Below are 22,562 nucleotides of genomic sequence, written 5' to 3' on the forward strand. Positions count from 1 at the left end.
AGCCTTTCGCGGGCAGCGTCCGGCTGGTAGACAGGGGCGCATGAGCGCGAGCCAGGCGATGACGGACCAGGTCCGGGTGCGGGCACCCGGGAAGGTCAACCTCGCCCTGCGCGTGGGCGCTGTGCGGGAGGACGGCTACCACCCCCTCGCGACCGTGTTCCAGGCCCTGTCGATCTTCGACGAGCTCGGTGCCCACCCGGCCGCGCCGGGGCGGTACGGCATCCGGATCGCCGGCGACCAGGCCCACCTCGTGCCGGCCGACGACTCCAACCTCGCGGTGCGGGCGGCCCGGCTGCTGGCCGACCGGCACGGCGGCGAGGCGCGCTACGGCGTCGACCTGCAGATCCGCAAGACGATCCCCGTCACGGGCGGCATGGCCGGCGGGTCGGCGAACGCGGCGGCGGCGCTGGTCGCCTGCGCGGCGCTGTGGGGCATCGACATCAACCCCGACGAGATGCGCGAGCTCGGCGCCGAACTGGGCGCCGACGTGCCGTTCTGCCTGCTCGGCTCGACCGCGCTGGGCCACGGCCGCGGCGACGACCTCGTGCCGGTGCTGAGCCGCGGGGGCTACCACTGGGTGCTCGCGCTTCCCGATGTCGAGCTGTCGACCCCGGCGGTGTTCCGGCGCTTCGACGAGATGAACCCCGACGCCGACCCGACCCCGCCGCCGGTCCCGCCCGGCCTGCTCGAGGGGCTCGCCTCCGGGGACGTCCGCCGCGTGGCGGAGAACCTCGCCAACGACTTGGAACCGGCCGCCCTCTCCCTGCGGCCGCACCTGGCCGAGCTGCTGGACGCCGGCCGTGACGCCGGTGCTCTGGCCGGGATCGTGTCGGGCTCGGGCCCCACGTGCGCGTTCCTGACCGCCAACGAGGACGCCGCCGTGCGGCTGTCCGGGGTGCTGTCCGGCCTCGGGCTGTGCCGTCAGGTGCGCCGGGCGTGCGGCCCGGTGCCGGGGGCGCGCCAGGTCGCCTGAGCGGGCTCAGATCTCGAAGCCGCCCGCCTCGGGGGGCGCCTCGACCACGCGGAGGCTCGGCTGCGGGTGGAGCCGCTGCATGCCGTGCCAGGTCAGGTTCACCAGGTGGGCGGCGACCTGCGGCTTGGTCAGCGTCGTCTCCTCGCGGGACTCCACCCACCACTGGCCGGCCAGCGCGACCAGCCCGACCAGCATCTGCGAGTACAGGGGGGCGGTGCCCGGGTCGAAGCCGCGGCGCTGGAACTGCGCGGCCAGCAGGCCCTCGACCCGGCTGGCGATGCTGGACAGGATCGTCTGGAAGGTGCCGCCCTGCGAGTAGGGCGAGGAGTCGCGGCTGATGATGCGGAACCCGTCCGGCTCCTCCTCGATGTAGTCGAGCAGGGCCAGCGTGCCGAGCTCGATCAGCGAGCGCGGGTCGGTGTGGGGCCGGCTGATCGCGGCGTAGATCGCGTCGTGCAGACGGCGCACCTCGCGGTCGACGACGACGTCGTAGAGGCCCTCCTTGCCGCCGAAGTGCTCGTACACGACGGGCTTGCTGACCTCGGCGCGGGCGGCGATCTCCTCCACGCTCGTGCCGTCGAGCCCCTTGTCGGCGAAGAGCCCGCGGGCGACCTCGATCAGCTGCTCGCGGCGCTCGGCGCGCGTCATCCGCACGCGCCCGCGGCGGGCACGCGCGGTGGAGGTGTTGGCGGAGGTCACCGACCCAGTCTGTCGCGTGCGGGCGAAACGCGCCAATGGGCCGGCCGGCGCCGCGTGGCCTAGACTGGGCAGCCGGACGCCCACGGCGTCCGAACCCCGGTTGGTCTGTCGGCAGGGCCCGCCTGACTTTGAATCAGGACTAGCGACGAAGGTTCGACTCCTTCCCGGGGTGCTCACTCGGCCGCGTCGAGCCACGTCAGGGCGACCTTCTTGGTGGCCTCGAGGTCGGCGCCCTCGGCCGGCCGCACCTGGACCCGGGTACGCCACCGCTCCTGTGCGTGTGCGGATGCCCCATTCAACGGTTCGCGTTGCGGCTGGTGGCGCCCTCGTCGCCCGCGACACACGCGCTCAGGTCGGTGCCGGTCTCGGGCACGAGCAGGGCCTGGGCCGGCTTGTAGCGGGTCAGGTAGGCGTTGGTGACCGCCTGCCGGCTGGTCGTGTCGATGCCGGCCGCCTGGGCGGTGGGTGGCGTGCCCACCGGGGCCAAGGTCGCCAGCAGCCCCAGCGCGAGGGACGCCGCGAACAGCCTGACCGGACCGGCCTCGCGTCCCGGGGTGGTGATGGGCATGCGGGATCCTCCTTCATGGGTCGTGGCTCCATTCCTAGGGCCTCGGCGTAAACGCTGCGCAAACGGGGACGGCGGCGTCGGGCGGACCGGCCCGCGGCGCTGCGGTGCACTTAGGATGGCACCGAGTGCCGCCGAGAACGAGGAGTGGAGATGGCCGAGCAGGGCAGGGGCGTGGCGGGGGTGGTCGTGCTCGCGGCCGGCGCCGGCACACGGATGAAGTCGAAGACGTCCAAGCTCCTCCACCAGGTCGCCGGGCGCTCGATGCTGAGCCACGCGATCAGCGCAGCCGACGCGCTCACCCCGCAGAACCTGGTCGTGGTCGTCGGCCACCAGCGGGAACAGGTCGAGGAACACCTCACCGAGATCGCACCCCACGTCGTCACGGCGGTGCAGGAGAGCCAGAACGGCACGGGGGACGCCGTGCGCTGCGGCCTGGCCCCGCTCGCCGACGTCCGGGGCGAGGTCGTCGTGACCTACGGCGACGTCCCCCTGCTGACGGGGGAGACCCTCCTCGAACTCGTCGAGACCCACCGCCGCCACGGCGACGCCGTCACGCTCCTGACGGCCGTGCTCGACGACCCCACCGGCTACGGCCGCATCGTCCGCGACGACGACGGCGACCAGGTCGCCGCGATCGTCGAGCAGAAGGACTGCACCCCCGAGCAGGCCGGGATCGCCGAGATCAACGCGGGCATCTACGTCTTCGACGCCGACGTCCTGCGCGAGGGGCTGGCGTCCCTCACCACCGACAACGCGCAGGGCGAGCTCTACCTGACCGACGTCGTGAGGTTCGCCCGCGGTCGCGGCCTCAGCGTGCACTCCATGGTGCTGGCCGACCGCTGGCAGACCGAGGGCGTCAACGACCGCGTCCAGCTGGCCACCTTGAACAAGGAGTACAACCGCCGCCTCGTCGAGAAGTGGCAGCGGGCCGGCGTCACGATCGTCGACCCCGACACCACCTGGCTGCACGACACCGTCGACCTCGGGTCCGACGTGACCATCCTGCCCGGCACCAGCCTCGAGGGGGCGACCTCGGTGGCCAGCGGTGCCACCATCGGCCCCGACACCACCCTGCTCGACGTGGAGGTCGGCGCCGACGCCACGGTCGTCCGCAGCCACGTCGTGCTCGCCACGATCGGGGCCGGGGCGTCCGTCGGCCCGTACGCCTACCTGCGCCCCGGCACCGAGCTGGGCGCCGGCGGCAAGATCGGCACCTTCGTCGAGACCAAGAACGCCCGGTTCGGGCCGGGGGCCAAGGCGTCCCACCTCTCCTACGTCGGGGACGCCGAGGTGGGCGAGGGCACCAACATCGGGGCCGGCGTCATCGTCGCCAACTACGACGGGGTCGCCAAGCACCGCACGGTGGTCGGCCGGGAGAGCTTCGTCGGGTCGAACTCGGTGCTCGTGGCCCCGGTCACGGTCGGCGACGGCGCGTATGTTGCCGCCGGTTCCGCGCTCACGGACGCGGTGGGGCCGGGTGAACTGGCCATCGCCCGGGGACGGCAGCGTAATATTCCCGGCTGGGTGGCGTCGCGACGAGCCGGGACGAAGACTCACCAGGCCGCGACCGACGCGAGCGAGAACAACGAAGGGACGCACCTGCTGTGACGGGGATCAAGCGCCAGTCGGAGAAGCACCTCATCCTCGCCTCGGGGCGCGCGTTCCCCGAGCTCGCCGAAGAGGTGGCGTCGCTCATCGGGGTCGAACTGGTGCCCACGCGAGCCCTCACGTACGCGAACTCCGAGATCTACGTGCGCTTCGAGGAGTCGGTGCGCGGCGCGGACGCCTTCGTGCTGCAGTCCCACTGCGCGCCCGTCAACGAGTGGCTGATGGAGCAGCTGATCATGGTGGACGCCCTCAAGCGCGCCTCCGCCAAGCGGATCACCGTCGTCTCGCCGTTCTACCCCTACGGTCGCCAGGACAAGAAGCACGCCGGCCGCGAGCCGATCTCGGCCCGCCTGATCGCCGACCTGTACAAGACCGCCGGCGCCGACCGCCTGATGTCGATCGACCTGCACGCCTCGCAGATCCAGGGCTTCTTCGACGGCCCCGTCGACCACCTCATCGGCCTGCCCGTGCTGCTGGAGTACATCCAGGAGAAGTACCCGCTCGAGAACCTCACGGTCGTGTCGCCCGACGCCGGCCGCGTGCGCCTCGCCGACGCGTGGACCGACAAGCTCGGCGCCCCGCTGGCGATCATCCACAAGCGCCGCGACCCGAACAAGGCCAACGAGGTGGCCGTCGGCGAGGTCGTCGGTGACGTCGAGGGCCGGGTCTGCCTCCTGGTCGACGACATGATCGACACCGCGGGCACGATCTGCGCCGCCGCCCAGACGCTGAAGGACCACGGCGCCGCCAAGGTCATCGCCGCCGCCACCCACCCGATCCTGTCGGGGCCGGCCGCCAAGCGCCTCAACGAGTCGGCGTTCGAGGAGATCATCGTCACCAACACCCTGCCGATCAGCGACGACCTCAACATCCCGAAGCTGACCGTGCTGTCGATCGCCCCGCTGATCGCCGAGGCGATCCGGCAGATCTTCGAGGACGGCTCGGTCACCAGCCTCTTCGACGGCGCGCACCTGTAGCCGGCCCGGGCGGAAGCCTGCGACGAGGTACGCGTGTCCGGTCGATTCGGCCGGACGCCGAGGCGTCCGGTAAGGTGGTCGGGTTGCTTGGCGAGGGGCCGTGAGCCCGTGATCGACGAGTGTGAGTGTGACTCCCTTGCCCAGCCCGACACCAAATGCAAGGTTGAGGAGAACCACATGTCGTCCAACGAGATCAAGCTCGCCGCCGACTCGCGCACCGAGTTCGGCAAGGGTGCCTCACGCCGCCTGCGCCGCGAGGGCAAGGTCCCCGCGGTCATCTACGGCCACGGCACCGACCCCGTCCACATCGCCCTCCCGGGCCACGAGTCGCTGCTCGCGCTGCGCACCGCCAACGCCCTGCTGTCGATCACGATCGACGGCGGCAAGGCCCAGCTCGCCCTGCCCAAGCAGGTGCAGCGCGACCCGCTCAAGGGCTTCCTCGAGCACGTCGACCTGCTCATCGTGAGGAAGGGCGAGAAGGTCACCGTCGAGGTGCCGCTCGTCATCCTCGGTGAGGTCAAGGAGGGCATCGTGACGATGGACCAGCAGACCATCACCCTCGAGGCCGAGGCCACCAACATCCCCGCGCAGATCGAGATCGAGGTCTCGGCGCTCGAGGTCGGCCAGCAGATCACCGCCGGCGACCTGAACCTGCCCGAGGGTGCGGTCTTCCCGGGCGAGCCCGAGGACCTGATTCTCTCCGTCGCCGCCCCGATCTCGGAGGAGGCCCTGGAGGCGTCCCTCGACGCCGGCGAGGCCCCGGCCGAGGAGGCCGCCGACGAGGCTGCCGAGGACGAGGCGGAGTAATCCACCTTGGCTGCATGGCTCGTGGTCGGGCTCGGGAACCCGGGCCCGACCTACGCGTCCACGCGGCACAACGTCGGCTTCATGGTCGCCGACGAGCTGGCCGCGCGGGCGCGCACCCCGTTCACGGCACCGCGCGGCATGCGCGGTGACGTGTGCGAGACGCGCGTGACGGCGTCCGGCTTCGGCGGCGTGGGCGCCGACGCCCGGCGCGTCGTGCTGCTCAAGCCGCGCACCTTCATGAACGAGTCGGGCGCCGCCGTCGCCAAGGCGTGCGCGTTCTTCAAGATCGACCCCGACCACGTCGTGGCGATCCACGACGAGCTCGACCTCGACTTCGGCCAGCTGCGGCTGAAGTTCGGCGGCGGCGACAACGGCCACAACGGGCTGCGTTCGATGCGCTCTGACCTGGGTACCGGTGACTTCTTCCGGGCCCGCTTCGGAATCGGCCGCCCGCCCGGCCGCCAGGACGCCGCCGACTACGTGCTGCGCCCCATCCCGGCGTCCCTCCGCGAGGACTACGCCGTCGAGACCTCCCGCGTCGCCGACGCGGTCGAGGCGCTGCTGGTCGAGGGACTCACCTCGGCGCAGAACCGCTTCAACTCCTGAGGCTCGCGGCCGCTCCGCCGGCTCGCCGGGTGGGCGTCCGCGCGGTCGGCGTCCGGACAGCGCCGCGCCGGAGGGGGCCGACGGGTTAGGGTGGTCGACGGTCGCCTGCAGCACGGATGGAGTACGGATGCCCAAGCGCGAAGACATCAACAAGGTCCTCATCATTGGCTCCGGCCCCATCGTCATCGGGCAGGCGTGTGAGTTCGACTACTCCGGCACCCAGGCGTGCAAGGCCCTGCGGAACCTCGGCTACGAGGTGGCCCTGGTCAACAGCAACCCGGCCACGATCATGACCGACCCGGTCATGGCCGACGAGACCTACATCGAGCCGCTCAACGTGCCCACGCTCGAGGCGATCATCAAGCAGAGCAAGCCCGACGCGCTGCTGCCCAACCTGGGCGGCCAGACGGGCCTCAACCTCTCCACCGCGCTCGACCGCGCGGGCATCCTGGAGGCCAACGACGTCCAGATGATCGGCATCACCCAGGACGTCATCGAGCGCGGCGAGGACCGCGAGACGTTCAAGCGCACCATGGCCGAGATCGGCGTCGACATGCCGCGCTCCCAGACCGTCGGCACGGTCGAGGACGCCCTCGCCTTCGCCGCCGAGGTCGGCTACCCGATGGTCGTCCGCCCCGCCTACACGATGGGCGGCACGGGCGGCGGGTTCGTGCACTCCGACGACGAGATGCGCACCATCGCGCACCGCGGCCTGCAGGCCTCGCCGATCACGCAGGTCCTGGTCGAGGAGTCGATCCTCGGCTGGGAGGAGCTCGAGGTCGAGGTCATCCGCGACGCCAAGAACCAGATGATCAGCGTCTGCTTCATCGAGAACGTGGACGCCGTGGGCGTCCACACCGGCGACTCCTACTGCAACGCCCCGATGATCACGATCGCCCAGGAGCTGCAGGACGAGCTGCAGCGCATCGCGCACAAGATCGTCTCCGAGATCGGGGTCATCGGCGGCACGAACGTGCAGCTGGCCCACAACCCGAAGACGGGGCGCGTGGTCGTCATCGAGATCAACCCGCGCACGTCGCGCAGCTCGGCGCTGGCGTCCAAGGCCACCGGCCTGCCGATCGCCATGGTGTCTACCCTGCTGGCCGCCGGGCTCACCCTCGACGAGATCCCGTACTGGCGCGACGGCACCCTCGACCAGTACACCCCCGACGGCGACTACGTCGTGGCCAAGTTCGCGCGCTGGGCGTTCGAGAAGTTCCCCGGCGCGGTCGACAAGCTGGGCACGCAGATGCGCGCCGTCGGCGAGGTCATGAGCATCGGCAAGGACTACAAGGAGGCCTTCGGCAAGGCCATCCGCGGCCTCGAGAACGGACGCCTCGGGCTCGGCAACGCCTCCGACTTCCGGACCCTCGGTCGCGACGAGCTGCTGCGCCGCCTCGCCCAGCCGTCGAGCGACCGCCAGTACCTGATGTACGAGGCCCTGCGGGCCGGGGTGTCGGTCGACGAGCTGGTCGAGCTCACCCACATCAAGGCCTGGTTCGTCGAGCAGATGGCCGAGATCCTGGCCGTCGAGACCGAGATCGAGGGCTACGCGGGCGACCTCGCCGGGCTGCCCGCCGACCTGCTCCGGCGCGCCAAGGAGGCCGGCCACGGCGACGCCTACCTCGCGCAGATCCTCGGCGTGCCCGAGGCCGACCTGCGCGCCCGCCGCCTCGCCGAGGGCATCGTGCACCGCTACGAAGCCGTGCCGGTGTCGGGCGTCGAGGGGGCGGAGTACTACTTCTCGACCTACGCCCCCGAGCGCGCCAACCCGCTGCCCGACCCCAAGCCGGTCAGCGACAAGCGCAAGGTCATGGTGCTCGGCGGCGGCCCCAACCGCATCGGCCAGGGCATCGAGTTCGACTACTGCTGCGTCCACGCCGCCTACACGCTGCGCGACGCGGGCTTCGAGACGATCATGGTCAACTGCAACCCCGAGACCGTCTCCACCGACTACGACACCTCCGACAAGCTCTACTTCGAGCCGCTCACCGTCGAGGACGTCCTGGCCATCGTCGAGCGCGAGAAGCCCGAGGGTGTCGTGTGCCAGTTCGGCGGCCAGACCCCGCTGAACATCGCCCGCGCGCTGCAGGAGGCCGGCGTCCCGATCATCGGCACCTCGCCCGACACGATCGACCTGGCCGAGGACCGCGACGAGTTCCGCGCCATGATGGACCGCCTCGGCATCCCGATGCCCGCCGCCGGCATGGCCGTCACCACCGACGAGGCCGTGGCCGTGGCGTCCGAGATCGGCTACCCGGTCATCGTGCGCCCGAGCTACGTGCTGGGCGGGCGCGGCATGGAGATCATCCACGACGTCGAGAACCTGCGCCGCTACATGGACGCCGCCGAGGGCGTCACGCCGGAGCGTCCGATCCTCGTCGACCGGTTCCTCGAGAACGCGCTCGAGTGCGAGGCGGACGCCGTGTGCGACGGCACCGACGCCTTCGTGCCCGCGGTGATGGAGCACATCGAGTACGCGGGCATCCACTCCGGCGACTCGGCCTGCCTGGTGCCGAGCGTGACGATCCCCGACGACCAGCTCGCCACCATCGAGGACTACACCCGCCGCATCGCCATCGAGCTCGGCGTGGTCGGCCTGATGAACATCCAGTACGCCATCCTCGACGGGGTCGTGTACGTGCTCGAGGCCAACCCGCGCGCCTCTCGCACCGTGCCGTTGGTGTCGAAGGTCTGCGACGTCAACATGGCCTCGCTCGCCACCCGGCTCATGCTGGGGGAGTCGCTGGCCTCCCTGAACCTCGAGAAGCGACACGTGCCGTACTTCGGGGCCAAGGAGTCGGTGTTCCCGTTCAACATGTTCCCCGAGGTCGACCCGCTGCTCGGCCCCGAGATGCGCTCCACCGGCGAGGTGTTGGGGCTGGCGTCCAACCCCGGGCTGGCGTTCTTCAAGAGCCAGGAGGCCACCCAGACCGTCCTGCCGACCGAGGGCACCGTGCTGCTGTCGATCGCCGAGCGCGACCGCATCGACTCGGGCCAGGGCTCGCCGGGCGCCAACGTCCTCACCGCCGCGCGCACCTTCGTCGCCAACGGGTTCTCGCTGATGGGCACCACGGGAACGGTCGCATTCCTGGCCGAGCACGGGATCGAGGCGACGCTGGTGAACAAGCTGCACGAGGGTTCGCCGCACATGGCCGACGCCATCCGTGACGGCCAGGTGCAGCTCGTCATCAACACCCCCGCCGGCCGCGCGTCGGAGTACGACGACTCCTACATCCGCAAGGCGGCCATCCGCGCGCGGGTGCCGTACGTCACCACCACCTCCGAGGCCTACGCGGCGGCCATCGGCATCGCCGCCCACCGACGGGGGGCCGAGGGCGTGAAGTCGCTGCAGGAGTGGCACGCCTCCATCGGCTGACGCCCGGGGTTGCCCACCCCCGGGAGGACCGGGTTGTGGTGAGGTGCTGATCGGAACGGCCCCCGACCCGATCGGCTGCATGACGATGTGAGCGTGTGCGGCGTCGGTGCCGGCTCGGTCGGGGGCCATTTCGATCACGACGCCGTCGTCACCCGGCTGTTGAGGGGGCGGAGCGTCCGGGAGTGCTCTCCTTACCGACCGGTTGGTAAGTGGAGGACGACGTGGACGACAAGCAGCGCAATCGGGTGCTCGGGGTGCTCTTCGTGGGCGTGCTCATGGGGGCGCTCGACATCGCCATCATCGGGCCGGCGATGCCGGCGATCCAGGCCGAGTTCGGGCTGACCCCGCGCCAACTGCCGTGGCTGTTCAGCATCTACGTGCTCATGCAGATGATCAGCACGCCGCTGTGGGCCAAGCTGTCGGACTTCTACGGGCGTCGCGCGATCTATGTCCTCGACGTCGCGCTGGCCGCCCCGCACCCAGCTGGCGTTCCCGCACGGAGCCGGCGGTGCAACGCCAGTGGCGTGCACGGAAGCCGGCGGCGTCGCGGCCGGTCAGAGCCAGCCGAACCCGGCCATGGCGAGCAGCCACCCGGTCATCGTGAGGAACGACACCGCGGTGGAGAGCATCATCGACGCCGCGCCGAACTCGCCGTCGCCGTGCTGCTCGGCCACCGCGGCCACGATCGACATCGAGGGCAGGGCGCCGGTGAGCACCGCCGCCACCTTGAGCTCGGGCGGGAGGTCGGGCAGGCCGAGCAGGGGCAGTGCGAGCACGAGCCCGAGCATCACCGCGGGCATCACCAGGAGCTTGCCGCCGACGGCCACCGCGAGGTCGGCCAGCTGGCCGCGCAGGCGCAGGCCGACCAGCATGCCGCCGATCGAGAACAGCGCCACCGCCGAGGACGACTGGGCCACGAGGTTCACCGAGCGGTCGATCATGGGCGGCAGGGTGATGCCGAGGGGGTCCATGAGCAGGGCCAGGATGATCGCGATCACCATCGGGTGGGTGACCACGCGCACGACGATGCCGCGCAGGCGGCGCGCCCAGCTGGTCGCGGCGCCGGAGACTGCCTCGAACAGGGCCAGCGCCACCGGGATGATCAGGGTGTTGTCGACGAGCATGTCCATGCCGACGGCGAGCCCCGCGAACGCCGGGATCACGATCAGGAACGTCGGGAACCCCACGAAGCCGTTGTTGGTGCCGCTCATCGCGAACGCGATCGTCGCCGCCCGCACGCTGCCCCGGACGCCGCGGGCCGCGGCCCATGCGAGCCCGAGCGCGACCATCACCATCGCCGCGACGGCGTAGGCGAGCAGGTACGTCGGGTTGAGGATCTCGCCAAGGGACCGCCCGGCGACGTTGACGAAGATCAGCACCGGCAGCGCGAGCTTCACCACGTAGCGGGCGAGCACCGACATGTCGGAGCGCTCGAACATCCCGAGCCGGGTCGTCACGAAGCCCAGGCCCACCACGAGGAAGATCGGCACGGTCGCCGACAGGATGTCGAGCACCCCTCGACGCTATCCCCGCCCGCCCCGGTCGCGCCCGGGGTGGCCGGATGTTGCCCCTGTCAGCCCACGTGCGCGCGGGCATTGCGGAACATCCGCAGCCAAGGGCTGGCCTCGTCGGCGGAGCCGCTGGTCCAGCTCATCTGGATGTTGCGGAGCACCCGCTCGGGGTGGGGCATCATCGCGGTGAACCGGCCGTCGGGCGTGGTGACGGCGGTGAGGCCGCCGGCCGAGCCGTTCGGGTTGGCCGGGTACGCCTCGGTCGGGTTGCCGTGGTGGTCGACGAACCGCATCGCCCGCTGGACGGCACCCTCGTCACCGCGCGCGGTGAAGTCCGCGCGGCCCTCGCCGTGCGACACCGCGATCGGGATGCGCGAGCCCGCCATGCCGCCGGTGAAGATCGACGGCGACTCCAGCACCTCGACCAGCGACAGGCGCGCCTCGAACTGCTCGGAGGAGTTGCGGCGGAACAGCGGCCACGCCTCGGCGCCCGGGATCAGGTCGGCCAGCGCCCCGAACATCTGGCAGCCGTTGCAGATGCCCAGCCCGAAGGTGTCCTCGCGGGCGAAGAACGCGCCGAACGCCTCGGTCAGCGCCGGGTTGAACAGGATCGAGCGCGCCCAGCCCTCACCGGCCCCCAGCGTGTCGCCGTAGGAGAAGCCGCCCACCGCGACGAGCCCGACGGCGTCGCCCAGGTCGAAGCGGCCGCTCTGCAGGTCGGTCATGTGGACGTCCCACGCGTCGAAACCGGCGCGGTCGAACGCGAACGCGGTCTCGACGTGGCTGTTCACGCCCTGCTCGCGCAGGATCGCCACCTTCGGCCGGGCGCCGGTGTTCACGAACGGGGCGGCGACGTCCTCGCGCACGTCGAACGTCGTCTCCACGTGCAGGCCGGGGTCGTCGTCGGACGCGAAGCCCGCGTGCTCGGCGTCCGCGCACTCCGGGTTGTCGCGCAGGGCGGCGATCCGCCACGAGACCTCGTCCCAGGCCTGGCCCAGGTCGCGCAGCGACTCGTCCAGCACGTCGGCGCCGCCGATCGCGACGCGCACGCGCCGACCCTCGGCGGTCGAGCCGACCGGCACGGTGACGTCGGCCAGCCCGTGCTCGGCGAGCACGAGCAGCGCGTCGTCCAGGGACGCCGTGGGCACGGCCAGCACCGCACCCAGCTCCTCGGCGAAGAGCTCGGCCACCGAGGAGACGTCCAGCGACAGGCCGGTTGCGCCGGCCAGACCCATCTCGACGGCCGCGGCCCACAGGCCACCGTCGGAGCGGTCGTGGTAGGCCGCAACCAGCCCGGCCGAACGCAGCGCGTTCACCGCGTCCACCAGCGCCACGAGGCGGGACGGGTCGTCGAGGTCGGGCACCTCGCCGCCGAACTCGCCCGAGACCTGGGCGAGCATCGAGCCGCCGAGGCGGTCGGCGCCGGCGCCGAGGTCGACCAGCAGCAGCGCCTGGTCGGCGCCCACCTGCGGGGTGAGGGTGCCGCGGACGTCGGCCAGCGACGCGAACGCCGAGACCACCAGCGACACCGGGGAGGTGACCTGCTTGTCCTCTCCGTCGGCCGACCACTTGGTGCGCATCGACAGCGAGTCCTTGCCGACCGGGATGCTGACGCCCAGCGCCGGACACAGCTCGAGGCCGACCGCGCGCACGGTGTCGTAGAGGGCGGCGTCCTCGCCGGGTTCGCCGCAGGCGGCCATCCAGTTCGCCGACAGCTTGACCCGGTTGAGCGTGATCGGGGCGGCGAGCAGGTTGGTGATCGCCTCGCCGACGGCCATGCGGCCCGAGGCGGGGGCGTCCACGGACGCGAGCGGCATGCGCTCGCCCGAACTCATCGCCTGCCCGGCGAAGCCGATGTGGTCGGTGAGTGTGACCGCGACGTCGGCCACCGGCACCTGCCACGGGCCGACCATCTGGTCGCGGTGGGACAGGCCGCCGACCGTACGGTCGCCGATCGTGATCAGGAAGCGCTTGGACGCCACGCTCGGGTGCCGCAGCACGGCGTAGGCGGCCTCGCGCACGGCGTCGGCGTCGTCGAACCGGGCGAGGTCCAGCGCGGGCGCCGACCGCTCGACCCGCGTCACGTCGCGCGTCATCCTCGGCGGCTTGCCGAGCAGGGTGAACAGCGGCATGTCGACGGCCGGGTCGTCACCGGGGCCCGCGTCGATCGCGTCGTCGGCCACCACGAGCTCACCGTCGTCGAACGCCCGCCCGACCACGACGAACGGGGCGCGCTCGCGCGCGCAGATGGCGCGGAACCGCTCCAGCGACTCGGGCGCGATCGCCAGCACGTAGCGCTCCTGGCTCTCGTTGCACCAGACCTCCTTGGGCGCCAGCCCGGACTCCTCCAGTGGCACCGCGTCCAGGTCGAAGCGGGCACCCATGCCGGCGTCGTTGACCAGCTCGGGGAACGCGTTCGACAGGCCGCCCGCGCCCACGTCGTGGATCGCCAGGATCGGGTTGTCGGCCCCGAGCGCCCAGCACGCGTTGATGACCTCCTGCGCGCGCCGCTCCATCTCGGGGTTGCCGCGCTGCACCGAGTCGAAGTCGAGCTCGGCCGCGTTGGTGCCGGCCGCCATCGAGCTGGCGGCGCCGCCACCCATGCCGATGCGCATGCCCGGCCCGCCCAGCTGGATCAGCAGCGAGCCCTCCCCGAACACGACCTTCTCGGTCTGCTCGGCGCTGATCGCGCCCAGGCCACCGGCGCTCATGATCGGCTTGTGGTATCCGCGGCGGACGCCGTCCACCGTCTGCTCGTAGACGCGGAAGAACCCGCCGAGCCCGGGGCGTCCGAACTCGTTGTTGAAGGCCGCAGCGCCCAGGGGGGCGTCGGTCATGATCTCGAGCGGGGACGCGATGTGCGCGGGGGCGCCGTACTGCTCGGCCTCCCACGGCTCGTCGGTGCCGGGCAGGTTGAGGTTGGACACGACGAAGCCGGTCAGGCCCGCCTTGGGCTGCGAACCGCGGCCGGTCGCGCCCTCGTCGCGGATCTCGCCGCCGGAGCCGGTCGCCGCCCCCGGGAACGGCGAGATCGCCGTCGGGTGGTTGTGGGTCTCGACCTTCATCAGCACGTGCACCTCGCCCGGGCGCTCGGCATACGGCGCGGGGGCCGCGTAGGCGGCGTCCGGCTCGGGCACGAACCGTGTGGCCTGGCCGCCGGCCATGATCGAGGAGTTGTCCTTGTAGGCGACGATCGTGCCGTTCGCCAGCCCGCCCGCGACGCGCTCGGTGTGCCGGATCATGCCGAACAGCGAGGAGTCCTGCGGGACGCCGTCGATGACGAAGTCGGCGTTGAAGATCTTGTGGCGGCAGTGCTCGGAGTTCGCCTGCGCGAACATCATCAGCTCGACGTCGGTGGGGTTGCGGTCCAGGCCGGTGAAGGCGTCGACGAGGTAGTCGATCTCGTCCTCGGACAGGGCCAGGCCGAAGGCCGAGTTGGCCTCGACGAGGGCCTCGCGGCCGTGGCCGAGCACGTCGACGTGGGCCATCGGCTCGGCGTCCTTCTCGGCGAAGACCTCGGTGGCGGCCTCGCGGCTGTCCAGGACCGACTCGGTCATCCGGTCGTGCAGGATCGCGGCGCAGGCCTCGGCCTGCTCGCCGGTGAGCGGGGCGTCCAGCGTGAGGGTGTACTCGATGACCCGCTCGACGCGGTGGACGTCGATGCCGCAGTTGTGCACGATGTCGGTCGCCTTGGACGCCCACGGCGAGATCGTGCCCAGGCGCGGGGCGACGACCATGGACGCCGTGGCGGCCCCGGCGTCCGGCGCGGGGTCGGCGGAGGGCCCGTACTCGAGGATGCGGGCGAGCGTCTCGACGTCGGCGTCGGAGAGCGCCTCGTCGGAGGCGACCAGGTGCACGTACCGGGCGCTGATGCCGGTCACCTGCGGGGCGACGGCCTGCAGTCGCGCGACCAAGGAGGTGGCGCGGAAGGCCGGGAGCGCCGATCCTCCGGGGACCACCATCAGGTCGTAGTGGTGCGACGCGGCGGTGGTGTCGACCTGGTCGGGAGCGGGCGCCATGGAAAGCCTCCGGTGTGACGGTGCGGGGACGGGGAACAGGCTACCGGTGGGGCGTCCGCCCGCGGGTCGGGGCCCAGTTCCGAGGACCTACACTGTTCGCCGTGGATCGTGCGGGTTTGTTGGAGCTCGTCGCCTCGGAACCCGTGGTCAGCAAGCTCATCGAGGCTGCCCGTGCGGACTCGGAGCCGACGCTGGACGTGACGTGCCCGGGCGCCCTGCGACCCCTGGTCGCTGCGGCGCTGACCGAGCAGTCCGACACCCCGTTGCTGGTGGTCACCTCCACCTACCGCGAGGCCGAGTCCGCCCGCGACACCCTGCGCTCGCTGCTCGGCACCGACGCGGTGGCCTACTACCCGGCCTGGGAGACCCTGCCCCACGAGCGGCTATCGCCGCGCTCCGACACCGTCGGCCGACGCTTGGCCGTGCTGCGCCGGCTGGCCGGGAACAGCGAGCTGGCCCCGCCGCGCATCATCGTCGCCCCCGTGCGCGCCGTGCTGCAGCCGCAGGTCGCTGGCCTCGGCGCGCTCACGCCGGTGACGGTCACGGTGGGGGAGGACCGCGACGTCGACGACCTCGCCGTCGCCCTCGTCGACGCCGCCTACGTGCGCGTCGACCTCGTCGAGCGTCGAGGCGAGTTCGCCGTGCGCGGCGGCATCATCGACGTGTTCCCGCCCACGCTGGAGCACCCGGTGCGCATCGACTTCTTCGGCGACACCGTCGAGGAGATCCGCCCGTTCAGCGTGGCCGACCAGCGCTCGCACGACGAGACCCTCGACCAGGTCACCGCCGACCCCTGCCGCGAGATGCTGCTCACCGACGCGGTGCGCGAGCGGGCCGCGGCCCACGCCGCCCGCCAGGGCGTGCCCGACCAGATGCGCGAGCTGTTCACCCGCATCGCCGAGGGCCACGCCGTCGACGGGATGGAGGCGCTCGCCCCCGCGCTGGTCGACCGGCTCGAGCTGCTCGTCGACGTGCTGCCCGAGGACACCACCGTCGTCGTCAGCGACCCCGAGAAGGTGCGCGCCCGCGCCCTGGAGCTGCACGCCACCTCGCAGGAGTTCCTCGCCGCGTCGTGGTCGGCGGCCGCCGAGGGGGGCAAGGCGCCGATCGACCTCGCGGCGTCCGCGTACCGGCAGCTCGCCGACGTGCGCGCGGCCGCCCTGGGCCGCGGCCTGGCGTGGTGGACGTTCTCGGCGTTCGCCGAGGACCCCGAGTCCCGGCACATCGTGGCCGAGGAGAACGAGCCGTTCCGCGGCGACCTCGAGGCCGCGATCGCGGCGATCGGCGAGGCGGTGGCGTCCGGGTTCGAGGTCGTGCTGGTCGCCGACGCGACCGGTCGCGCGCAGCGGCTGGGGGAGGTCCTGGCCGAGCACGACCTGGCCGGGAGGGCGTCCATCATCGTCGCCGACCTGCCGCGCGGGTTCCGGCTCGACGGGGTCAACCTGCGGGTGTTCACCTCCGGCGACCTCGCCGGGGTCAAGGGCGGAGCCGACAAGGCCGAGCGCAAGATGCCGGCCCGGCGCAAGAACGCCATCGACCCGCTCGAGCTCAAGGCTGGCGACTTCGTCGTGCACGACGCGCACGGGGTTGGCAAGTACATCGAGATGGTCACGCGCGAGGTGCACGGCGCCACCCGCGAGTACCTGGTCATCGAGTACGCGCCGAGCAAGCGCGGGCACCCCGGCGACCGGCTGTTCGTGCCCATGGACGCCCTCGACCAGGTCACCCGCTACGTCGGCGGCGAGGCCCCCTCGCTCGACCGCATGGGCGGCGCGGACTGGACCAAGCGGAAGGCGCGCGCCCGCAAGGCCGTGCGCGAGATCGCGGCCGAGCTGATCAAGCTGTACGCCGCCCGCCAGGCCTCGCAGGGGCACGCGTTCGGCCCCGACTCGCCGTGGCAGCGCGAGCTGGAGGACAACTTCGCCTACGTCGAGACCCCCGACCAGATGGCCGCCGTCATCGAGGTCAAGCGCGACATGGAGCAGGTCGTGCCGATGGACCGCCTGGTCTGCGGCGACGTCGGCTACGGCAAGACCGAGATCGCCGTGCGCGCCGCGTTCAAGGCCGTCATGGACGGCAAGCAGGTCGCGATCCTCGTGCCGACCACCCTGCTGGTGCAGCAGCACTACGCGACGTTCGCCTCGCGGTACGCCGGGTTCCCGGTGACGGTGGCGGCGCTGTCGCGGTTCCAGTCGCCGGCCGAGTCGCGCAAGGCGATCGAGGGCATCGCCGACGGCACGGTCGACATCGTCGTGGGCACGCACCGGCTGTTCTCGAACGAGGTTCAGTTCAAGGACCTCGGCCTGGTGATCATCGACGAGGAGCAGCGCTTCGGCGTCGACCACAAGGAGGCGCTGAAGAAGCTGCGGCTCAACGTCGACGTGCTGGCGATGTCGGCCACGCCGATCCCGCGCACGCTGGAGATGGCGATCACGGGCATCAGGGAGATGTCAGTGATCGCCACCCCGCCCGAGGAGCGGCACCCGGTGCTGACGTTCGCCGGGCCGTCGGACGACAACCAGGTGCGCGCGGCGATCCGGCGCGAGCTCGCCCGCGAGGGCCAGGTGTTCTACATCCACAACCGGGTGGGCACGATCGAGAAGGCGGCCGCGCACATCCGCGACCTGGTGCCCGAGGCGCGGGTCGCCGTGGCCCACGGGCAGATGAACGAGACCACCCTCGAGAAGGTGATGGTCGACTTCTGGGAGCGCGAGGCCGACGTGCTGGTCTGCACCACGATCGTCGAGGCCGGCCTGGACATCTCCTCGGCCAACACCCTGATCATCGAGCGGGCCGACCTGCTCGGCCTCTCGCAGCTGCACCAGCTGCGCGGCCGCGTCGGCCGCGGCCGCGAGCGCGGGTACGCCTACTTCCTCTACCCGCCCGACAAGCCGCTCACCGACACCGCGCACGACCGGCTGGCCACCATGGCCGCCCACACCGACCTCGGCGCCGGTATGGCGATCGCGATGAAGGACCTCGAGATCCGCGGCGCCGGCAACCTGCTCGGCGAGGAGCAGTCGGGCCACATCGCCGACGTCGGCTTCGACCTCTACATCCGACTGGTGGGCGAGGCCGTGGCGGACTTCCGCGGCGAGGCGTCCGAACCCGAACCCGAGATGAAGATCGAGCTCTCGGTCGATGCGCACCTGCCCACCGACTACGTCGAGTCCGAGCGCCTGCGCCTGGAGATGTACAAGCGGCTAGCGTCGGTGCGCGAGGAGTCCGAGCTGGACGCCGTGCGCGCCGAGCTGCTCGACCGCTACGGCCCGCTGCCCGAGCCGGTGGAGAACCTGTTCAAGGTCACCCGGTTCCGGATGCTGTGCCGCTCGGTCGGGATCACCGAGGTGCTCTCGGCCGGGACGATGATCCGGTTCGCGCCCGCCGTGCTGCCCGACTCGCGCGACATGCGTCGGGCCCGCATGTACCCGGGCTCGCGGGTGAACAAGCAGACCGCCCAGCTGTTCCTGCCGCGGCCGATGACCCGCCCGGTCGCCGGCCAGCCGGTCAAGGACGGCGAGCTGCTCGAGTGGGCCACCCAGGCGGTCACGGCGCTGTTCGTCCCCTGACACCTGCATGGTGGCCCCGCGCGGGTGGCTAGGATCGGGGCGGATCCGATCGTCCTCGAGGAGCAGAACCCATGAACAAGGCCGCACGCACCCTGGCTGCCGGCGTCGCCGTGGCGGCGCTGGCCCTGACCGGCTGCGCCAACTCGCCCGCCGACGCCGCCACCGTGAACGGCGTCCGGATCGCCGACAGCACCGTGCGCGAGGTCGCGCGCGTCCTTGGCCAGGCCACCGGCAGCGAGACCGGGCTCGCCCTCAAGCAGGCCACCTACGACCTGGTGCTGGGCGAGGCCGCCCGCCAGATCGCGGCGTCCACCGGCACGACGATCACCGCCGCCGACCAGCAGGAGGTCATCGGCCAGTACCCGGCCGTGGCCGCCGTCAGCCAGGTCCCGGGCGGGGCCGAGTGGGCCGACGCCGCGACGCGCGCGTTCCTGCTGCAGGAGGAGCTGGGCGCCGACAAGTTCGTCGAGGAGGTCGGCAAGCTCGACATCACGATCAACCCGCGCTACGGCCAGTGGGACGCCTCCCGCGCCTCGTTCGGGGACGCCTCCCTGGCGCGGGCCGCGGACTCCGCCACGCTGCGCCGCTGAGCCGCGACCCGTGGCGCACCCCGAGGTCGAGCGCCTCATCGACGTGATGACGGCGCTCCGCGCGGGCTGCCCGTGGGACGCCGAGCAGACGCACCGCTCGCTGGTCACCTACCTCGTCGAGGAGGCGGCCGAGGTCGTCGAGGCGATCGAGACCGGCTCCGACGACCACCTGGTCGAGGAGCTGGGCGACCTGCTGCTGCAGGTGGTCTTCCACGCCGAGATCGCCCGCCAGGACGGCCGGTTCTCGATCGAGGACGTGGCGCGCGGCATCGCCGACAAGTTGGTGGCCCGGCACCCGTACGTCTTCGGCGACGGTGACGTGCCCGACGACCTGATGGGCTCGTGGGAGGCGCGCAAGCGCGCCGAGAAGGGCCGCACCTCGGCCCTCGACGGGATCCCGCCGCTCAACGCGCTCGCGCGCACCATGAAGGTCGTCTCCCGCGCCCGCTCGCACGGCGTGGACCCGGGCCTGCCCGCCGAGCCGGTCACGGCGTCCGAGGTCGGCGGCGGCATCGTCGCCCTGGTCGCCCGCGCCCAGGCCAGCGGGGTGGACGCCGACCAGGCCGTCCGCGACGCGGTCCGGGCCCTGGAGGCCGCGATCCGCGCTGCGGAGGATTCGCCGAGGGCTTGAGTTTTCTGCGCCGAGGGCCTGGGTTCTGGGCGCCCAGGGCTTGAGTTTCCCCAGCCCGACCTGCGCTCTGGAGCTGGTTCTCCACAGGTCGCGAAACCTGGTGCGCTGCTGGGAGAGAAGCCGCCCAACCTCCCGGCATGCACAACCTCATTCCTCCTGGTGGAGCCGACATCCCGGTTCCCATCCTGAAACTGCGTCCGGGCGTCCGTCTCGAACAGGTCCCGGACACCGACATCGCGCTGCACCGCGAACGCATCAGCGCAGCCTTGCCCTACATCGGACTGCAGTCGTGGTTCGCCCGTGAATCCGCTGCTGTGCTCCATGGACTACCCCTCTTCCGCGCCGATCTCGACCTCGTTCACCTGCTCTACTCAGGTGGCGGGCACGGCCAGATCCGGACCATCGCGCACGTGTACAAGACGCCCAAGGTGCCGCCCAGCACGACCTTCAGCGGCGACATCCCCGTGACCACGCTGGCCAGGACGGCCGCCGACCTCATGCGCCGCAATCTCTTCGGGCCGGCCCTCGCGTGGGCCGATGCTGCCCTGCGTCTGGGTGCTCCACGGGGTGAACTCCTCCGTGAGGTCACCGGTGGACGCGGATGCCGACACTCCACCGAGGCGGTCCGACGTGGCGATCCGCGCAGCGAATCCCCTTACGAATCGTTGGTTCGGGCGCAACTGCTCCAAGGTGGGGTGCCGCTTCCCGAACTGCAGGTCAGCCTCTTCGACGCCGACGGCTTCGTCGGTCGCCCCGACTTCCTCTGGCGGCGACAGGGAGTGGTGGGGGAGTTCGACGGGGAGACGAAGTACACGACCCTCCTCGCGCCCGGCCAGACCCGCGAGGACGTGATGCGTCTGCAGGAACTCCGCCAGCGTCGTCTCGAAGGCATGGGGTTGCGCGTGGTTCGGTGGGGGGAGGATGCCGTCCACGACCCCGGCGCCGTGACGGCGTCGATCAGGGCCCTGATCGGGGACGTCCTCGTCGACCACGGTCTGTGCCCCGAGGCGCACGACCTCCGACGACCGCGCCACCGACGGTGACGACCGGACGCCGCGGGCTCGGCTTGGCCGAACCCAAGCCCTCGTTGTCCAGGCCCCAAGCCCTCGGCGTCGATAACTCAAGCCCTCGGCGTACAGAACCCAAGCCCTCGGCGCAGGAAACCCAAGCCCTCGGCGTGGTGGCAACCGGGGGCATCCGAGGGCGCGACGAAGAGCGGACGGCGATAGGCTGGCGACCGAAGTCACACAACGACGAAAGGCAAGTCACCGTGGCACTCATCGACATCGTCAACGCCCGCGAGATCCTCGACTCCCGAGGCAACCCCACCGTTGAGGTCGAGGTCCTCCTCGACGACGACGCCCAGGGCCGCGCTGCGGTCCCGTCCGGCGCCTCCACCGGCCAGTTCGAGGCCGTCGAGCTGCGTGACGGCGACAAGTCCCGTTACCTGGGCAAGGGTGTCCTGAAGGCCGTCGAGAACGTCAACGAGGCCATCGCCGAGGAGATCATCGGCTTCGACGCCACCGACCAGCGCGAGATCGACAACGCGATGATGGAGCTGGACGGCTCCTCCAACAAGGGCAAGCTCGGCGCCAACGCCATGCTGGGCGTCTCCCTGGCCGTCGCGCACGCCGCCGCCGAGTCGGCCGGCCTGCCGCTGTTCCGCTACGTGGGTGGCCCGAACGCGCACGTCCTTCCCGTCCCGATGATGAACATCCTGAACGGTGGCGCGCACGCCGACTCCAACGTCGACATCCAGGAGTTCATGATCGCCCCGATCGGCGCCGAGACCTTCGCCGACGCCCTCGCCATGGGCGCCGAGGTGTACCACAACCTCAAGACGGTGCTGAAGGAGAAGGGCCTGTCGACCGGCCTGGGCGACGAGGGTGGCTTCGCACCGAACCTCGAGAGCAACCGCGCCGCGCTCGACCTGATCATCGAGGCCATCAAGAAGGCTGGCTACGAGCCCGGTACCGATGTGGCGCTCGCGCTCGACGTCGCGGCCTCCGAGTTCGAGGAGAACGGCGTCTACACCTTCGAGGGTGCGCAGAAGTCGGCCGACGACATGATCGCCATCTACGCCGAGTGGGTCGACGCCTACCCGCTGGTCTCGATCGAGGACCCGCTGAACGAGGAGGACTGGGACGGCTGGAAGGCCATCACCGAGAAGCTCGGCGACAAGGTCCAGCTCGTCGGTGACGACCTGTTCGTGACCAACCCCGAGCGCCTGCAGCGCGGCATCGACACCAACACCGCGAACGCGCTGCTGGTGAAGGTGAACCAGATCGGCACCCTGACCGAGACCCTGGACGCCGTCGAGCTCGCCCACCGCAACGGCTACCGCTGCATGATGTCGCACCGCTCCGGTGAGACCGAGGACACCACCATCGCCGACCTCGCCGTCGCCACCAACTGTGGCCAGATCAAGACCGGTGCCCCGGCCCGCTCCGACCGCGTCGCGAAGTACAACCAGCTCCTGCGCATCGAGGAGACCCTCGAGGACGCCGCCGTCTACGCCGGCCGCTCCGCCTTCCCGCGCTTCAAGGGCTGATCCACACCCGACACCCGCACGGCCGGTCCCTCCTCGTGAGGGGCCGGCCGTGCGGCGTCCGGGGTGTCGTGCCC

General features: G+C 71.5%; 16 protein-coding genes, 1 tRNA gene and 1 pseudogene. 13 read left to right on the top strand and 5 right to left on the bottom strand.

What is annotated here, in order from left to right; all coding sequences use genetic code 11:
- Window positions 1–40 precede the first annotated feature (40 nt).
- Window positions 41–973 (top strand): 4-(cytidine 5'-diphospho)-2-C-methyl-D-erythritol kinase, encoded by a 933-nt coding sequence (locus H5397_RS05150; protein WP_255438645.1) that lies wholly within the window; start codon window positions 41–43, stop codon window positions 971–973.
- Window positions 974–979: 6 nt separating this feature from the next.
- On the opposite strand, the gene H5397_RS05155 is transcribed toward H5397_RS05150, so the two are convergent.
- Complete coding sequence (locus H5397_RS05155; protein ID WP_182815568.1) at window positions 980–1,621, bottom strand: TetR/AcrR family transcriptional regulator; 642 nt, start codon at window positions 1,619–1,621, stop codon at window positions 980–982.
- 144 nt (window positions 1,622–1,765) lie between these two features.
- Between H5397_RS05155 and H5397_RS05160 the strand changes: the two genes are divergently transcribed.
- Window positions 1,766–1,844: transfer RNA gene (locus H5397_RS05160), tRNA-Gln, on the top strand.
- Window position 1,845: 1 nt separating this feature from the next.
- Here H5397_RS05160 and H5397_RS18035 read toward each other — a convergent pair.
- Together H5397_RS18035 and H5397_RS05165 are read right to left on the bottom strand one after the other, a co-directional pair.
- Window positions 1,846–1,971 (bottom strand): hypothetical protein, encoded by a 126-nt coding sequence (locus H5397_RS18035; protein WP_255438646.1) that lies wholly within the window; start codon window positions 1,969–1,971, stop codon window positions 1,846–1,848.
- On the bottom strand, window positions 1,968–2,240 hold the full coding sequence (locus H5397_RS05165; RefSeq protein WP_182815335.1) for a hypothetical protein: 273 nt from the start codon (window positions 2,238–2,240) through the stop codon (window positions 1,968–1,970). Before H5397_RS05165 ends, H5397_RS18035 begins: the two co-directional genes overlap by 4 nt.
- 150 nt (window positions 2,241–2,390) lie before the next feature.
- Here H5397_RS05165 and glmU point away from each other — a divergent pair, with 150 nt between their 5' ends.
- The 6 genes and pseudogenes from glmU to H5397_RS19075 form a co-directional block, all read left to right on the top strand.
- The gene (gene glmU, locus H5397_RS05170; protein WP_182815337.1) at window positions 2,391–3,848 is read left to right on the top strand and encodes a bifunctional UDP-N-acetylglucosamine diphosphorylase/glucosamine-1-phosphate N-acetyltransferase GlmU; all 1,458 of its coding nucleotides are present in this window, start codon (window positions 2,391–2,393) and stop codon (window positions 3,846–3,848) included.
- The gene (locus H5397_RS05175) at window positions 3,845–4,825 is read left to right on the top strand and encodes a ribose-phosphate diphosphokinase (RefSeq protein WP_182815339.1); all 981 of its coding nucleotides are present in this window, start codon (window positions 3,845–3,847) and stop codon (window positions 4,823–4,825) included. The genes glmU and H5397_RS05175 overlap by 4 nt, the downstream gene beginning before the upstream one ends.
- Before the next feature lie 177 nt (window positions 4,826–5,002).
- On the top strand, window positions 5,003–5,632 hold the full coding sequence (locus tag H5397_RS05180; protein ID WP_182815341.1) for a 50S ribosomal protein L25/general stress protein Ctc: 630 nt from the start codon (window positions 5,003–5,005) through the stop codon (window positions 5,630–5,632).
- Between the two features lie 6 nt (window positions 5,633–5,638).
- Complete coding sequence (gene pth, locus H5397_RS05185; protein WP_182815343.1) at window positions 5,639–6,238, top strand: aminoacyl-tRNA hydrolase; 600 nt, start codon at window positions 5,639–5,641, stop codon at window positions 6,236–6,238.
- Window positions 6,239–6,365: 127 nt separating this feature from the next.
- A complete protein-coding gene (carB, locus tag H5397_RS05190) occupies window positions 6,366–9,617 on the top strand; it encodes a carbamoyl-phosphate synthase large subunit (RefSeq protein ID WP_182815345.1) in 3,252 nt (1,083 codons plus the stop codon).
- 269 nt (window positions 9,618–9,886) lie between these two features.
- Window positions 9,887–10,060, top strand: a pseudogene (locus H5397_RS19075) (MFS transporter); the annotation flags it as partial.
- 111 nt (window positions 10,061–10,171) lie between these two features.
- Here the strand turns inward: H5397_RS19075 and H5397_RS05200 are convergent.
- Together H5397_RS05200 and purL are read right to left on the bottom strand one after the other, a co-directional pair.
- Complete coding sequence (locus tag H5397_RS05200; protein WP_182815347.1) at window positions 10,172–11,131, bottom strand: AEC family transporter; 960 nt, start codon at window positions 11,129–11,131, stop codon at window positions 10,172–10,174.
- 59 nt (window positions 11,132–11,190) lie between these two features.
- Entirely contained in the window at window positions 11,191–15,147 is a 3,957-nt protein-coding gene (gene purL, locus H5397_RS05205; RefSeq protein ID WP_182815349.1) for a phosphoribosylformylglycinamidine synthase, read from the bottom strand.
- 101 nt (window positions 15,148–15,248) lie between these two features.
- Between purL and mfd the strand changes: the two genes are divergently transcribed.
- The 5 genes from mfd to eno all read left to right on the top strand — a co-directional run bounded on the left by mfd (window position 15,249) and on the right by eno (window position 22,488).
- Entirely contained in the window at window positions 15,249–18,716 is a 3,468-nt protein-coding gene (gene mfd / locus H5397_RS05210; RefSeq protein ID WP_182815351.1) for a transcription-repair coupling factor, read from the top strand.
- Window positions 18,717–18,787: 71 nt separating this feature from the next.
- Window positions 18,788–19,306 (top strand): hypothetical protein, encoded by a 519-nt coding sequence (locus tag H5397_RS05215; protein WP_182815353.1) that lies wholly within the window; start codon window positions 18,788–18,790, stop codon window positions 19,304–19,306.
- A 46-nt stretch (window positions 19,307–19,352) separates the two neighbouring features.
- A complete protein-coding gene (locus H5397_RS05220) occupies window positions 19,353–19,937 on the top strand; it encodes a MazG family protein (RefSeq protein ID WP_182815570.1) in 585 nt (194 codons plus the stop codon).
- Between the two features lie 137 nt (window positions 19,938–20,074).
- Window positions 20,075–20,980: a hypothetical protein gene (locus tag H5397_RS18040; RefSeq protein WP_182815355.1), complete on the top strand. Its 906-nt coding sequence runs from the start codon at window positions 20,075–20,077 to the stop codon at window positions 20,978–20,980.
- A 227-nt stretch (window positions 20,981–21,207) separates the two neighbouring features.
- A complete protein-coding gene (gene eno, locus H5397_RS05230; RefSeq protein ID WP_182815357.1) occupies window positions 21,208–22,488 on the top strand; it encodes a phosphopyruvate hydratase in 1,281 nt (426 codons plus the stop codon).
- Window positions 22,489–22,562: the final 74 nt, after the last annotated feature.

Source organism: Propioniciclava sp. MC1683, from assembly GCF_014164675.1.
GTDB lineage: Bacteria > Actinomycetota > Actinomycetes > Propionibacteriales > Propionibacteriaceae > Propioniciclava.